Here is a 14,729-nt window from a genome sequence, read left to right on the forward strand (position 1 = left end):
GCACTGCGGCTCCACGCCCGCCCGGTCACGTTCGTGCCGGCTGCATCAGCCGCACCGGTACAGCGTCGCGTCGCCGAAGCTGGGGAGCGGCAGGAGGCGTTCCTGCGGCGGGGTCCCGCCGTAGGTGGCCGGGTCGACGACGCTGCAGTTGCCCTCGACCCAGGCCACGCGCTCCTTCTGCCGCTCGCCGCCCATGCCCGCGATGCCGCCCATCCGGGGTCCGCCCGGCGCGGCCGAGAGCACGAACCTCAGCTTGCCCTGCGCGACCCACTGTCGGAGCCGGCCGACCGAGGGCGCGTTGTCGGCGCCCAGGTATCCGCCCATGCTGACGACCACCGCGTCGCTGTCGATGATGAACGACGACGCCGCGAGCCCGCCGCCCTCGATGGCGAGCGCGATCTCCGCGTTCCCGGAGTTCCGTACGGCGTAGTCCAGCAGCTTCCGGTTCTCCGCGGAGAGCGTGGTGCCGGCGAATCCGCCACCGCGTGGCGGCCGGGACTGGACGTCCTCCATGCCCGGAATCCGCACCCCTGGTGGCAGCTCGCCCCTGGTCAGCGCGTTCAGGGCCTCGTTGGGCGGACCGGCCGAGGGGAACCCGCCGTTGGTCTTGTGCTCGATCGCGGTGCCCGCCGACCACACCGCCGGGGTGAGGAGCATCGACACCACGCCGGCGAGCAGGGCCCAGCGGCCCACCGTCGCGTGCCCGCCCGCCGCCTGCCTGCCGGCGACGAGGCCGAGCACGGCGAGCGCGGCGGTGACGAGCACGACCCAGCGCGTCCAGCCGTGCCACGAGGCGTCCCGCGAGATCAGCACGACCGCCCAGGCCGCGGTCACGGCCACCGCCGCCGGGAGCAGGACCCACGCGCGACCGGCGCCGTCGCGGTACTCGCGCCACAGGCCCATGAGGCCGGCCGCCGAGATCGCGCTGATCGCGGGTGCCAGGCTGGTCGTGTAGTACGGGTGGAAGATGCCTTCGGTGAAGCTGAAGACGGCGATCGTCACCAGCAGCCAGGTCCCCCACAGGAGCCAGCCCGCACGCCGCAGCCGGTCCCCCGGGATCGCGTGCCAGAGCCTGCGGTATCCGGCCGCTCCCACGACGGCCAGGACGAGCAGGCTCAACGGGAGCAGCCACGAGATCTGGCCGCCTGCCTCGAGGGCGAACATCCGGGTGATGGTCGGCTCGCCGCCGGACATTCCCACGGCCGCCAGCTGGACGTTGAGCCCGGATCCGCCGTACTGCTGGCCGAAGTTGAAGATCTTGCCGAAGCCGTTGTATCCGAAGATGTTCTCCAGCGCGCCGCCGTTCATGGTGGCCCCCATGAACGGCTTGCGGCCGGACCACAGGTCGAACAGCACTGGCCACCAGAACGACGTGACGGCCAGCACGGCGCCCGCGCCCAGCAGGTCCGCCACCCGGCGCTTGACCGTGGCGGTGCCGCACACGAGGTACACCACCGCGATGGCGGGGACGACCACCCACGCCGCCATCAGCTTCGTCATGAACCCGCAGCCGACGTAGAAGGCGCTGAGGTACAGCCATCGTCCGTTGCCGGTGTGGACGGCGCGGGTGCCCGCGTACGCGGCCGCCACGAGCAGCAGCACCAGCAGCGTGTCGGTGTTGTTGCTGCGGTTGATGGCGACCGTCACCGGGGTGAGCGCCAGGATCAGCGACGCGAGCAGCGCGACGTTCTCCCCCGCCCAGAGACGTACCGTGCGGTGCACCAGGAACACCGCGGCGACCCCTTCGATCACCTGGGGCAGCATGATCGACCAGCTGTGGAAGCCGAACAGCCACACCATGAGCACCTGCGGCCAGAACGCCAGTGGCGGCTTGGCCGCGGTGACCACGCCGGCCGGGTCGCCGGCGGCGAACAGGAAGTTCGTGAAACTCCCGGTCATCGACTTGACGGCGGCCGAGTAGTAGGCGTTCGCGTAGTTGCCCGAGTCGAGGGCCCATCCGTACAGCACGGCCGCGAGCGCGCAGATGCCCAGAAGGGCCCACACGTGTTTTCTCGTGGCGCCGTGTGCCGAGATTCTCGGCGTCGGCGGGGCGGTCAGCGGTGGGCTCTGCGTGGCAGAGGACATGCGAATTTCCTTCCCGTTAGTCCGTAACTGACGGCGAGGCCGCCGCTACCGCCGCTACCACCGCTGCCGGGGTCCTAGGGGCGGCGGTCGAGACCCGTATCGGCAGTGACCGCATGCGCCGCAGCAGGAGGCTGCTGTCCCAGATCAGTTCCGACTCCGCGACGCCGAGCCGGGCCGCTGGGAAGCGCTCCACGAACGTGCGCACCGCGATCCGGGCCTCCGCCCTGGCCAGCTCGGCGCCGATGCAGTAGTGCGGGCCGAAGCTGAAGCTGAGGTGCTCCACGCGCTCCCGGCGCGCCCCGTCGTGGCCGGCGGCCGGGCAGTGGTTCACCGCCACGATGCTGACGAGCACCGCGGCCCGGGCGGGCACGTGGAAACCGCCGATGGTGAGCGGTTCGGCGGCGAAGCGCCACGTGGTGTTCGGCGAGGGCGGACAGCTCCGCAGGGTCTGCTCGACGAGGGCGGCGGCGCCGGCGTCGGTCCTCACCGCGTCCTTGGCGGCCGGGTCGACCAGCACCGTCAGCAACAGCGCGGCCAGCAGACCGGCCGTGGTCTCGTGCCCGGCGAAGATCAGACCAGTGATCGCGGCGGGCAGCTCCTCGGGGGTGAGCCGGGCGGAGTCGTCATCGCGTACGGCGAGCAGAGCAGTGATCAGATCGTCGGCGGGATTGACGGCCTTGCTCGCCACCGCCTCCTCGACGCGCCGGTAGATGAGCCGGCGACCGGCGCGCCGGACGGCGTGGTCGGCGCCGTAGGCCATGTCCTCGCTCGCCTGCGCGAGATCCGGGCGCAGCTCCTCGGGCACGCCCAGCACATCGCAGATCACCGACAGCGGAAAGGGGTAGCAGAACTCGGTGACGGCGTCGGCGATCGGCCGGTCGAAGGCCGCGAGCCGGTCGAAGTGCCGGTCACACGTGGCTTGGATGGCCGGCTCCAGAGCCTGGATCCGGCGCCGCGTGAACGCGGGCGCGTGCACGCCGCGTAGCCTTCTGTGGCGTTCACCCTCGACGGCGATCAGTCCGGGATGGGGGTTCGACCGGGTGCCGAGCACGCTGAAGACCTCGGTCCAGTGCGGCGGCGCGAGCGCCGCGTCCTTGGCCAGCCGCGGGTCGGCCAGAACCTCCCGCGCCAGCTGCGGGTCGATGACGACCCAGATCTCACCGCCCGCGGGATAGGGCACCCGCACCACGGGGCCGGCGGCGTGCAGCCGGGCCGCCAGTGCTTCCAGGTCCGGGTGACGCAACGCCGCTGCGAGGTCGATGTCGAGAAACGCGGCAGTCCCTTCCGCCGGATGGTCGTCCGAGGCGTCCGGCGGCGTGGCGGTGCCCATCATGACGTGCTCCTTCAGTGCAGATCTCGCCACCGACGTCGTCGGCGGGGGTCCTAACAGCGTTCACCGCTCCCGGCCACGCGGCATCTCCGGAGTTGCCCGCCTCGGGGAAGCGGTGTGAGAACTTCACGCCCAGTCCGTGGCCGGCGCACTATTCCCCGAGGTCGGGCGTCACCCAGACTCGGATGACGAAAGGGTCCGGCTCGACGACCGAGGAGAGACGATGAAATACGCGATCTTCATCTACAGCAATCCCACGACCTGGGGGCACCCGACGTTCATGCACCAGGAGGGACTGACGCAGGATGAACGAGACGCGCGCATGAATGACTTCGGGTTGCTCATGAAAGAGATATCGGAGTCCGGCGAGCTCGTCATCGGGCAGCCGCTGGACGACCCGGCCCTCGCCAGGACGGTACGCCTGCAGGGCGATTCGCTGACCACCGTCGACGGTCCTTTCCACGATTCTCCGGAACGTCTCGCCGGCTACTTCATCGTCGACTGCGAGAACATCGACCGGGCCGTCGAGATCGCCGCCAGATTCCCGGACGCGCGCGACGGAAGTCAGGGCCCTCATGGGGTAGCAATTTAAAAGTAGTGCCGCCCCGCCGCGACTTGTCATTCTGGACACAGAACGGAGCGCACAAGCGGAAACCGGAACTCAAAGAGCTCCGCCGCCCACGTGACAAACCGTTCTTGGTATCCGACAAGAAGGAGACAGAAATGAAGATCTCGGTGAAGGTTCGGCAGACCCCCCTCAAGGCCAAGAAGATGCTGGGCTGCAAGGCCAGCTGAACGGCCTGAATCCCGAGTTGCGCCGTACCCCGTTTTGCTGCGCAGCTGAATAAGTAGTTGACGGGGCGGGTCGTCTCGACCCGCCCCTTCAACATCTCCATCACATTGAGGAGTCGTTCAATGGAACTGCGCCGGGCACGCTCACTGGTCGGTTATTGGATCGACGGCGAACTGGTCCTGGACAACTATCTCGACGCCGCGTCCGAGACCGGCGAAAGGAACGGCGTCGCAGTAGACGGGCCCAGTATCGACATCCTCGAGCAGTTCGGCGACTGGACCGACCCGGAGACGGTGCCGGACCGCCTCGATCGCTACGACGCTTCCTCGGTCAGGGACGCGATCAAGGCTCTGGCCGAAGCCGGACTGCTCCGTACCAGGGACGAAGCCACCATCGAAGATCGGGTCATGGACGCCTGGCAGCCATGGGGCGAGCCGGCGACCTTCTTCCACTTCGGCACCAAGGACACGGCCTACGTCAGCGTCGACGGCGCCGTCGCCGACGCGGGCATGGCGGCGCGGCGCGAGGAGATCCGCGCCGAGATCGCCGCCGACGGACCGCCTCCGGCGGTCTTCGCGCGTAACTCCGACGTGAAACGCATCTACCTGACCAGGGCGTTCCTTCCGCTGCGCCGTGACTTCGGCGAGGTCCTGGTGTCCCGCCGGACGCACCGCACCTACAAGGACGAACCGGTCCCGCTGCGGAGCCTGTCCACGGTCCTGCACTACACGTTCGCGCCGATGTATTTCTACGACGCCGGAATGCTCGGCAACCTCATGCTGCGCACCAGCCCGTGCGGCGGCGCCCGGCACGAGTCCGAGTGCTACGTGGTCGTGCGGAACGTGGAGCAGATCCCGCCGGGGGTCTACCACTATTCGCCAGAAGACCACAGCCTGGAGATCGTCTCCGCCGGAGTCGACGAGCAGCTGATGGACCGCGTCCTCTTCTCCCAGAAGATGATCACGACCGCCGGCTTCGTCTGCTTCCTGACCGTGAACCTGCCGCGCGCGATGTACAAGTACCGCAGCGCGAGGATGCTGCGCACCGTCCTGCTGAACACGGGCCATCTGGCGCAGACCTTCGCCTTGTGCTCGACCGCGGTCGGGCTCGGCCCGGCGCAGAACGACGCGTTCTCCGACTCGGAAGTGGAGTCGATGCTCGGCATCGACGGCATCTCCGAGACGGCCATGTACGTGCTCGCCGCCGGCGTGCCGGACCGGCGGACCGACGGTTTCCCCATCGAGGACGGGCACGAGGACCTGGAACGGCGCGTCGGCGAATCGCTCGCGCGGGCGACCGAGCCGGGGCGGTGACACATGGGGAGCGTGACAGCGGAGCACATCAGCACCGACCTTCAGGTCCGGCGCATCCAACGCCGGATCATCGTGTCCCTGATCACCGTGCAGGCGGTGTTCTCACTCGCGTTCGCCATGACCGGTCCCCTGGTCTCACTCATCGCCGACGAGGTGACCGGCTCTCCCGGTAAGGCCGGACTGGCGCAGGCGATGATCTACTGCGGCGGCGTGGTCTTCAGCGTTCCGCTGGCCGTCCTCGCCGTCGCGCGTGGCCGGCGGATCGGGATCGCGACCGGCTATTTCACCGGCGCCGTCGGGGCCGTGCTCGTCGTGTTCGGCGCCGTGGTGTCGAGCTTCACGGCGATCCTCGCGGGCGCGGTCGCGATCGGGGCGTCCCTGGCCGGCGGCCTGCAGGTCAGGTTCGCGGCCACGGACCTGGCCTCAACCGACCGGGCGGGCCGGTCCATGGGCGCGTTGAGCTGGGGCTCGACCATCGCGGCCGTGCTCGGCCCGTCGCTGATGGGAGTGCTCGAGGGGATCGGCGGCAACTGGCTGCCCGGGCTCTCGGGTCCCTATCTGGCGATCGCGGTCGTGCTCGCCATCAGCGCTTGCATGATCCTCTTCATGCTGCGGCCGGACCCGCTGGCTCTGGCCCGCGCGCTCGACAAGGAGCCGCCCGCGCCGCGGCAGCCGCTCCGCGTCATGCTCGCGACCGTGCTGCGCCACCCGAACGTGTTCCGCGCCATCCTGGTGCTGGCGCTCGTCCATGCCGCCATGATCTCCCTCATGAACATGGCGGCGATCCACATGCAGCACGGCGCCGCCTCGCTGGGCGTCATCGGCATCGCGATCAGCATCCACACCGCGGCGATGTACCTGCCGGGCCACCTGATCGGGTACCTCGCGGACAAGTTCGGGCCGCGGCCGATCCTGCTGATCGGCCTCGTCGTCCAGGTCCTGGCCGCCGCCACGCTGGCGCTCTCGCCCGCGCACAACGCCGTGGGCGTGGCCGCGGGTCTGCTCCTGCTCGGCCTGGGGTGGTCGTTCGGGTACCTCGGCGGTTCCGTGCTGCTGACGGTGTCCGTGACGGGCCCGCTGCGCACGATGGCGCAGGGCACGTCCGACTTCGCCATGCAGCTGGCCTCCGCGATCGGCGCCCTGCTGGCCGGCGTGGTCGTCACGGCGTTCGGCTACTCGGTCCTGTCGATCGCCTGGGGCATCGGCCTGTCGTTGCTGCTCGTCTCGCTGCTGGTGGCCTGGCGCTCCCGCGCCACGCCCGCCGCCGATTGAGACCGCCTGTTCCGTGACGCCGCCCGCCACCCGGTGGGCGGCGTCACGGGTGTCAACGGCCAGGACGCCGTCGCACGGAACGCCTGTCCCGCCGCCGGCCAAGGGCCGCCGCCATAGGAGATGCGCCGGCCGTTCCCCGGCCCGCGGCACCGGACCCCTCACGGAAACACGAAACGCCGGGCGGAGCAGCACGCGCCCCGCCCGGCGACCCTTCGCGTCACCGCGATCAGACGGTCATTCTCTGCCCAGCTCGACGATCGAGATGAACGAACGCGCAGCCACCGGATGCGTGCCGCGCACCACGAGCCCCGCCTGCGCCGCCAGCGCGCCCAGCTCGGCGAGCCCGCGCTCCTTCCCGCCGGTGTAGACCAGCATGCGCAGGTCCATGGCGGTGTTCGGGGACGCGCCGTCCGCTCCGACGGCCTCGATGACGAGCACGACCCCGCGCTCGCCCGCCGCGTCCGCGCACCGCCGCAGGATCTTGACGGCCGCGTCGTCGTCCCAGTCGTGGATGATCGCCGACAGCACGTACCCCCCGGCTCCGGTGGGCAGCGGGTCGAAGAAGCTGCCCGTGACCACCTCCGCCCGGTGTGACAGGCCCTTGTCACGCAGCGCCTGGCGGGCGCTCGCGGCCGGGCCGGGCAGGTCGACGATGGTCCCGCGCAGGTCGGGGTGGGCCGCCAGCAGCACGGCGAGCAGCGCGCCGCTCCCGCCGCCCACGTCCACGACGTGCCCGAGGCCCGCCCAGTCGTAGGCGTCGGGGATCCCGGCGTTGTCCATTTCGATGTGATGGCTCATCAACACGTCGAACGACGCCGACAGGGCGGGGTCCGCGCCCAGGTCCTCCCAGAAGGGGATGCCGTGGCGGACGGCATAGGCCGGCTGGCCGGTGCGGATGGAGTACGCCAGGTCGACGAAGCTCAGGTCTCCCTTGCCCACGGCGCCGTCGGTGGTCAGCCACTTACGCTTGCCCGCCGGGTGGTCGTCGCGCAGCTGCTCGCCGAAGCCGGTCAGCGTGTACGCGCCCGCGTCGTCCCTGTCGAGCAACCCGATGGCGACCAGGTGGCGGAGCAGGCGGTCGAGCGCCCCCGCGTGCACGCCGAGGGCGTCGGCGGCTTCGCGAGCCGTCCGGCGCCCGGCCGCGATGTGGTCGGCGACTCCGAGCGTCGCCGCGACGCGGATCGCCATGGGCGTCGCGAGATCCGCCATCGCCCGCAGTCCTGGCGGCCTGTTCCCGGGCTCGGACATATGGTCTCCCTTCCTGTCCGGGTGTCAGCCGGACGGCAGAGTGGATTTGAACAGGGCGGATTTGAACGCCCGCAGGTCGTTCACGAAGAGGTCGGGCTCCTCCATGGCGGCGAAGTGCCCGCCCCGGTCGTACTCGGCCCAGTGGATGATGTCGGGGTAGAGCGGGTCGGCCAGCTGCCGCACCGGCAGGGCGGGGTCGCGCGGATACACGGCCACGCCGAGCGGCACGGGCAGGGGCGGCGGCGTCGGCGGGGGCGTCGGCGCGGTCGGCAGCAGGTCCGCGTTGTCGAAGTAGAAGTGCGCGGAGGAGGCGCCGGTGGACGTGAACCAGTAGATGGCCACGTTCGTCAGCAGCTGGTCGCGGTCGACGGCGTCCTCGGGGACCTTCTCCGAGTCGGTCCAGTCCTTGAACTTCTCGGCGATCCACGCGAGCTGCCCGACGGGCGAATCGGTCAGGCTGTAGGCCAGGGTCTGCGGCCGGGTCGCCTGCAGCTTCATGTATCCGGACAGCTCGTTGGCGTAGCGGGTGAGCAGGCCCAGCCGCGCGAAGTCGGCCTCGGCGAGGCCGGCCAGCTCAGCCGGGTCGCCCGACGGCGGGGTGATGAGGAAGTTGACGTGCACCGCGATGACGTTCGCCGGCCGGATGTGGCCGAGCAGCAGCGAGATCCAGGCCCCGATGTCCTCGCCCTGGACGACGTAGCGCTGGTAGCCCAGCCGGTCCATCAGCTCTCCCCACGCCTGGGCGACGCGCGGGAACGTCCAGCCGGACTCGGACGGAGGTCCGGAGAACCCGAATCCGGGAAGTGTCGGGATGACGAGGTGGTAGGCGTCGCCGGGGTCGCCGCCATGGGCACGGGGGTCGGTGAGCGGCCCGATGACGTCGAGGAACTCGGCGGGCGACCCGGGCCAGCCATGCGTCATGATCATCGGGGTCGCGTCCGCTTCCGGCGAGCGGATATGCATGAAGTGGATGTTGGCGCCGTCGATCGTGGTGGTGAACTGGGGGAACGCGTTGAGCCTGGCTTCGGCGGCGCGCCAGTCGAAGGTCGTGCGCCAGTATTCGGCGAGCTCCTTCAGGTAGGCCGGCGGCACGCCTCGGGACCAGTCCGCGTCGAGCGGTTCGGCAGGCCAGCGCGTGTTGGCGAGTCTGTTTCCGAGGTCGTCCAGGTCCGCCTGTGGGATGTCGATACGGAAGGGTTCCATCCGTGGCTCCTACGAGGATTCAAATTGATTGGGCAGCGAAATTCCGCCGCGTGTCCCATCGTGGTCAGAATAGGCAGCGCGGCAAACCGGAACAAGGCTCAGGTCCGCGCCTCGAAATAATGCGCACCAGGGAAGAAGCAGCCGCGGACATCGCATTTCCGAAGTAGCCGCACCGCCCCGCGCGATCGTTACTGTCGGCAGCAGAGTCACCTGTCGACCCGAAGGACCCGGCCATGGACGGCAATGCAAGCAACCACGCGTTGGTCCTCGGCGGAAGCATCGCCGGTCTGCTTTCCGCACGCATATTGTCCCACTATTACGACACCGTGACGATAGTGGAACGCGATTACGTCACCGGCGTCGCAGGACCGCGCCGGGCGATTCCGCAGGGCCACCATATTCATGCCCTTCTGGCGCGGGGGCAACAGATACTCAACGAGCTGTTTCCGGGTTTCACGGAGGAGCTCGGCGCCCTCGGCGTGCCGATCGGAGATTTCGGCACCAGTCTCAGCTGGTATTTCAACGGCGAGCTGATCAGAAAGGCGAGGACCGGGCTGGTCTGCGTGGCGGCCGGCCGGCCGCTGCTGGAGGACCGGATCCGCCGCCGGATCGACGCGATCGGCAACGTCGTCATCCGCGAGAACACCGACATCCTCGCTCTCGTCGCCGACCGGCGCGCCGGCCGCGTCACCGGAGCGCGGGTGCAGAGCCGGTCAGGGGACCCGGCGATCGAGACGCTCCACGCGGACCTGGTCGTCGACGCCACGGGGCGGGGCACGAGGACCCCGCGGTGGCTGGCCGAGCTCGGTTACCCGGAGGTCGAGGTGGAGCAGGTCCGGATGGACCTGACGTACACCACCTGCGATTTCCACGGACCGCTCACCTTCGACCCGATCGGCGATGACATCGCCCTCCTCCCGGTCGCCACTCCCGCCATCCCCCGCGGCGCGATCTTCGCGCGCCTGCCCGACCGGTACGCGCTGTCGCTCACCGGCCTGCTGGGCGATCGCCCGCCGACCGACCACGAGGGGTTCCTCGCCTACGCCAGGTCCCTCCCCGTTCCCGAGATCTACGAGGCACTCCGCGACGCGGTGCCGATGGGCAAGCCGATGATGTTCCGGTTCCCGGCGAGCATCCGGCGGCACTACGAGCGCATGGCGCGGTTCCCGCGCGGCCTCCTGGTCATCGGCGACGCCGCGTGCGTCTTCAACCCCGTGTACGGCCAGGGCATGACGGTGGCCGCGATCGAGTCGACCGTGCTGGACCGGCATCTCGCCGCCGGCCTGCCGCCGGATCCCCGCCGGTACTTCGCCGATCTCGCCGGTGTCATCGACGCGCCGTGGGAGATGGCCGCGAGCGCGGATCTGGGTTTCCCCGGGGTGGTGGGCCGCAGAACGCTCAAGGCCAGGCTCGGCAACGCCTACGTGCCGAGGCTCCAGGCCGCCGCGGTGCACGACGCCGAGTTGAGCGTCGCGTTCCTGCGGGCCGCCGGGCTCGTCGCCCCTCCCCAGAGCCTGATGCGCCCCGGTGTGGTGTCACGCGTGTTCAGGCGGAGGAGGCCGGCGTCCCCGGCCGAGCCGGAGCTGGCGCCCGCGTCCCACACCGGCGACTGACCATGGCGGAAGCACCCTTGACCGGACTCCGCCCCGCAGCCGCCGCGGGGCGGAGTCCGGCCGTCATGCCCGCGTTCGATGGCGTGCTCAGCACCCGGGACCGTGATCTGACCGCGGCGTCCACGGACTTCGGGCACCAGGTGCACCGGCGACCGTCCGCGGTGCTCTACCCGCGCAGCGCGCGGGATGTCGCGGCCATGGTGCGGTACTGCCGCGACAACGGCCTGGCCGTGGCGCCCCGGGGCACGGGGCACTCCATCGACGGCCAGGCGCTCGCCCTGGGTGGGGTCGTGATCGACATGACCACGCTGGCCACGGTCGGAGAGCTCGAGCGGGACCGGGTCAGCGTCGAGGCCGGGGCACGCTGGAGCTCGGTCCTGGAGGTGACCCTGCCGGCCGGCACGGCGCCTCCCGTACTGCCCGACTACCTCGAGCTGTCCGTCGGCGGCGTGCTGGCCGCCGGCGGGATCAGCGGCGCCAGCCACCGGCACGGCTGCGTGGCCGACAACGTCCACGACCTCGACGTCGTCACGCCGGCCGGTGCGCTGGTCACGTGCTCGCGGACGGAGCACCCCGAGCTCTTCGACGCCGTACGGGGAAGCCAGGGCCGGCACGGCATCATCACGCGCGCCACGCTCGCGCTCGCCCCGGCGCCCACGACGGCACGTCGCCACCGGCTCCCCTACCGCGAACTCGGCGCCTTCCTCGCCGACCAGCGGCGGGTGGTCGCCGATCGCCGCTTCGACCACGTCGAAGGGCACGCGGCCCATGCGGGCGCGGCGGGATGGCGCTTCGTGCTCAGCACGGTGACCGCCTTCGAGCCTCCCGGCTCCGCGCCCCGCGCCTTCGAGCCATCCGCCTTCGAGCCTCTGGCGGTGCCCGGCGACCGGGCCCTGGTCGGCGACCTCGGCCATGACCGTGCCGGAGAGCAGATCGACACCTGCCCCTACCGGGATTTCCTGCACCGTGCCGCGCCGGTGGAAGCACGACTGCGCGCGGACGGCTCGTGGCACCATCCGCATCCGCGCTCCACGCTCCTCCTGCCCGGCCGGCACGCGGAAGCGCTGCTGTCCGGCGCGCTGCGCGATCTCGACCCCGCCGACCTCGGCGCCGGCGGGCAGCTGCTCATCTATCCGATCCCCACCGCGTCCATCGCCGCGCCGAACGTGCCGAGGCCGCGTGACCCGGTGACCGTGGTCCTCTCCGTCCCCCGTACGGCCCCGCCGGACGACCCCGCCGCGCTCAGCCGGATGCGGCACGCCAATGACGTCCTGCGGGCAGCCGTCGAACGAGCGGGGGGCACCTGCTATCCGCACAATCCCGCCCATTCTCCGGCGGGTTAATCATATGACGCCTGATTCCGCAACGATCTCAGGCGAATTGCCCAGAAAACCAGCGAAAAGGAGTGAATCAATGTCCATCATCGACCAGACAGCCCCGGCGATCACGGACGCGGACAAGGCGGCGGTCGCCGGGCTCACCGCACGCATCGTCGCGGCATGGGCGGACCACGACGCGTCCGCTTTCGCCGACGTCTTCACCGAGGACGGCACCATGATCCTGCCCGGCGTGTTCCGCAAGGGCAGGAATGAGATCCGCACATTCATGGCCGCGGCGTTCGAAACCGCCTACAAGGGCACAAGGGTCACCGGCACCCCGATCGACCTGCGGTTCCTGGGCGACCAGGTCAGCGTGCTGCTGACGCAGGGCGGCGTCCTGGGGCCGGGCGAAACCGACGTCCCGGAAGAGCGCGCCATTCGGGCCACGTGGCTGGCCGTCAAACAGGACGGCGAATGGCGCCTGGCCGCCTATCAGAACACGCCTCGTAACTGAGTCGCAGCCCGCTGAATTACTGAACGCGGAGAAACGTCTGACATGTCGTGTTAGTGAGAAATTCACACCGACATCGTGCGCGTGTCACTTCATCAAGCGACGCCCCGATTTCATACTGTGACAGCGTGCGGATGGAATCTCCGAAGCGACCATGAACACCGAAAGGAGATGATCATGGCCGATGTGCATACCAACAAGGCCTCAGAGAGCGAGGAGCCCCAGCAGCACGCCGATCCGCGGCGATGGCGGGCGCTCGTCCTGCTCTGCGGCTTACAATTCATGATCCTGCTGGACATGACCGTCGTGAACGTGGCCCTGCCACACATCCAGGACTCGCTCGGCTTCTCGGAGTCCGGGCTGGCCTGGGTCGTCAACGGCTACGTGCTGATGTCCGGCGGGCTGTTGCTGTTCGGCGGCCGGTCCGCCGACATCTTCGGCCGCAGGCGGCTGCTGCTGATCGGCGTGGCACTGTTCGCGGTCTCGTCGGCCCTGTGCGGCGCGGCGGTATCCCAGCCCATGATGATCGTGGGCAGGATCGGGCAGGGCATCGCCGAGTCGATCGCCGCCCCGGCCTCGCTCGGCATGATCGCCCTGCTGTTCACCGACCCCAAAGAGCGCACGAAGGCGCTGGGAGCGTGGGGCGGCATCATCGCCTTCGCGGGGACCTCGGGTTACGTGATCTCCGGCGTTCTCACCGATGTGGTGTCCTGGCGCTGGATCTTCTTCATCAACCTCCCGATCGCCCTCGTCGTCCTCCTGGTCCTCCCCCGCATGGTCTCCGAGAGCCGGATGGTGCGCGGCAAGAACGCCAAGCTCGATCTGGGGGGCGCGCTCACGTCCACCGTGGGCCTGTTCGCCATCGTCTACGGCCTGCTGAAAGCGGCCGAGAGCCCCTGGGGCTCCGCGCCGGTCGTGCTGCCGCTGGTCGCCGGAGCCGGTCTGATCCTCACGATGCTCATCATCGAACGGCGCGCGAAGGACCCGCTCATCCCGCTGAGCTTCTTCGCCAACCGGACGAGGACCGTGATCAACGGCGTGGCGTTGCTCTTCATGGCGGCGTTCATCTCCTACACCTTCATGATGACCCTGTTCGAGCAGCACATCCTGGACTACTCGCCGCTGCAGACCGGCTTCGCCTGGCTCCCTCTCGGCATCGGGATCGGGATCGGCATCGGACTGGGCACCGCGTTCGTCCCGCACGCCGGCGTCAAGGCCGTGGCCGGGATCGGCTACATCGGAGCAGGTGCAGGGCTCGCCCTGACGAGTATGATCACCGTCGAGAGCACGTACCTCGGCGGGATCCTGCCGGGCATGGTGGTCTTCGGCGTGTTCGCGGGCGCCGCGATGCCGGCCGCGACGAACGCGGCGCTGCACGGGGTGACCGTCCAGGACTCCGGTCTGGCCTCCGGCGTGCAGAACACCTCGCTCCAGGTCGGCAGCGCGCTCGGCCTGGCCGCCCTGGTGACGCTGGCGCTCCGCAGCGCCGGCGACCAGATTCAGCACGGGGTCGCCGCTGACGTCGCGACCACCGCGGGCTACAGCACCGCGCTGCGCGTCGGAGCCGTTCTCATGGTCCTCGGCGGGGTGCTCATCTTCGTGCTCCTGGAGCGCGTGGCCACCAAGCTGAGGGACCCGGTGGCGGAGACGGCCGAGCAGGTCGGCTGACCGGTCCCCGCGAGGGGCCCCTGACAAGCAGAAGGTAAGGAGTGAGACATGGCCAGCGTCGACTTGACGTTCACGGTGCCGATCCAGCAGTCGGACGGATGGACCTTCATCACATGGCCCGAGTCCGTCGAGGTGTTCGGCACCCGCCGTTCGGTCAAGGTGGCCGGCACCATGGACGGGCACGAGTTCCAGACGGCGTTCATGCCGTGGGGTGACGGCACGCACCGGCTGCCCATCAACAAGCGCCTCTTCACCAAGCTGAAGAAGCAGGCGGGCGACAAAGTCGAAGTGCATCTGAAGGAACGCCTCTGACAAAGGCGCGGCGCACGCCGAGAGGCCCGTCTCCGTAAACCGGTGACGGGCCTCTCGGTTGT

General features: G+C 69.8%; 12 protein-coding genes. 8 read left to right on the forward strand and 4 right to left on the reverse strand.

Annotated features, from left to right (window positions below; translation table 11 throughout):
• Positions 1 to 45: 45 nt before the first annotated feature.
• Positions 46 to 2,085: an ArnT family glycosyltransferase gene (locus tag ABN273_RS36325; RefSeq protein WP_349453633.1), complete on the reverse strand. Its 2,040-nt coding sequence runs from the start codon at positions 2,083 to 2,085 to the stop codon at positions 46 to 48.
• 16 nt (positions 2,086 to 2,101) lie between these two features.
• Positions 2,102 to 3,418, reverse strand: coding sequence for a cytochrome P450 (locus ABN273_RS36330; protein WP_349453634.1), 1,317 nt, complete (start codon positions 3,416 to 3,418; stop codon positions 2,102 to 2,104).
• Positions 3,419 to 3,638: 220 nt separating this feature from the next.
• Here ABN273_RS36330 and ABN273_RS36335 point away from each other — a divergent pair, with 220 nt between their 5' ends.
• The 3 genes from ABN273_RS36335 (at position 3,639) to ABN273_RS36345 (ending at position 6,793) form a co-directional block, all read left to right on the forward strand.
• Positions 3,639 to 4,007: a YciI family protein gene (locus tag ABN273_RS36335; protein WP_349453635.1), complete on the forward strand. Its 369-nt coding sequence runs from the start codon at positions 3,639 to 3,641 to the stop codon at positions 4,005 to 4,007.
• Positions 4,008 to 4,330: 323 nt separating this feature from the next.
• Positions 4,331 to 5,521, forward strand: coding sequence for a SagB/ThcOx family dehydrogenase (locus tag ABN273_RS36340; RefSeq protein WP_349453636.1), 1,191 nt, complete (start codon positions 4,331 to 4,333; stop codon positions 5,519 to 5,521).
• Positions 5,522 to 5,524: 3 nt separating this feature from the next.
• Positions 5,525 to 6,793, forward strand: a complete 1,269-nt coding sequence (locus ABN273_RS36345) for an MFS transporter (RefSeq protein ID WP_349453637.1) — start codon at positions 5,525 to 5,527, stop codon at positions 6,791 to 6,793.
• A 234-nt stretch (positions 6,794 to 7,027) separates the two neighbouring features.
• Here ABN273_RS36345 and ABN273_RS36350 read toward each other — a convergent pair whose 3' ends face one another.
• Positions 7,028 to 8,041 carry a methyltransferase gene (locus ABN273_RS36350; RefSeq protein ID WP_349453638.1) on the reverse strand — a complete coding sequence of 338 codons (1,014 nt, stop codon included), beginning with the start codon at positions 8,039 to 8,041 and terminating at the stop codon, positions 7,028 to 7,030.
• Positions 8,042 to 8,065: 24 nt separating this feature from the next.
• Positions 8,066 to 9,244 (reverse strand): epoxide hydrolase family protein, encoded by a 1,179-nt coding sequence (locus ABN273_RS36355; protein WP_349453639.1) that lies wholly within the window; start codon positions 9,242 to 9,244, stop codon positions 8,066 to 8,068.
• Between the two features lie 233 nt (positions 9,245 to 9,477).
• Between ABN273_RS36355 and ABN273_RS36360 the strand changes: the two genes are divergently transcribed.
• The 5 genes from ABN273_RS36360 to ABN273_RS36380 all read left to right on the forward strand — a co-directional run bounded on the left by ABN273_RS36360 (position 9,478) and on the right by ABN273_RS36380 (position 14,667).
• The gene (locus ABN273_RS36360) at positions 9,478 to 10,857 is read left to right on the forward strand and encodes an FAD-dependent oxidoreductase (RefSeq protein ID WP_349453640.1); all 1,380 of its coding nucleotides are present in this window, start codon (positions 9,478 to 9,480) and stop codon (positions 10,855 to 10,857) included.
• 65 nt (positions 10,858 to 10,922) lie between these two features.
• A complete protein-coding gene (locus ABN273_RS36365) occupies positions 10,923 to 12,200 on the forward strand; it encodes an FAD-binding protein (protein WP_349453641.1) in 1,278 nt (425 codons plus the stop codon).
• A gap of 70 nt (positions 12,201 to 12,270) precedes the next feature.
• Positions 12,271 to 12,690, forward strand: a complete 420-nt coding sequence (locus ABN273_RS36370) for an SgcJ/EcaC family oxidoreductase (RefSeq protein WP_349453642.1) — start codon at positions 12,271 to 12,273, stop codon at positions 12,688 to 12,690.
• Between the two features lie 174 nt (positions 12,691 to 12,864).
• Positions 12,865 to 14,355 carry an MFS transporter gene (locus ABN273_RS36375; RefSeq protein ID WP_349453644.1) on the forward strand — a complete coding sequence of 497 codons (1,491 nt, stop codon included), beginning with the start codon at positions 12,865 to 12,867 and terminating at the stop codon, positions 14,353 to 14,355.
• A gap of 48 nt (positions 14,356 to 14,403) precedes the next feature.
• The gene (locus ABN273_RS36380) at positions 14,404 to 14,667 is read left to right on the forward strand and encodes a DUF1905 domain-containing protein (protein ID WP_349453645.1); all 264 of its coding nucleotides are present in this window, start codon (positions 14,404 to 14,406) and stop codon (positions 14,665 to 14,667) included.
• Positions 14,668 to 14,729 lie beyond the last annotated feature (62 nt).

It is taken from the genome of Nonomuraea sp. B19D2, from assembly GCF_040137845.1.
Lineage (GTDB): Bacteria > Actinomycetota > Actinomycetes > Streptosporangiales > Streptosporangiaceae > Nonomuraea.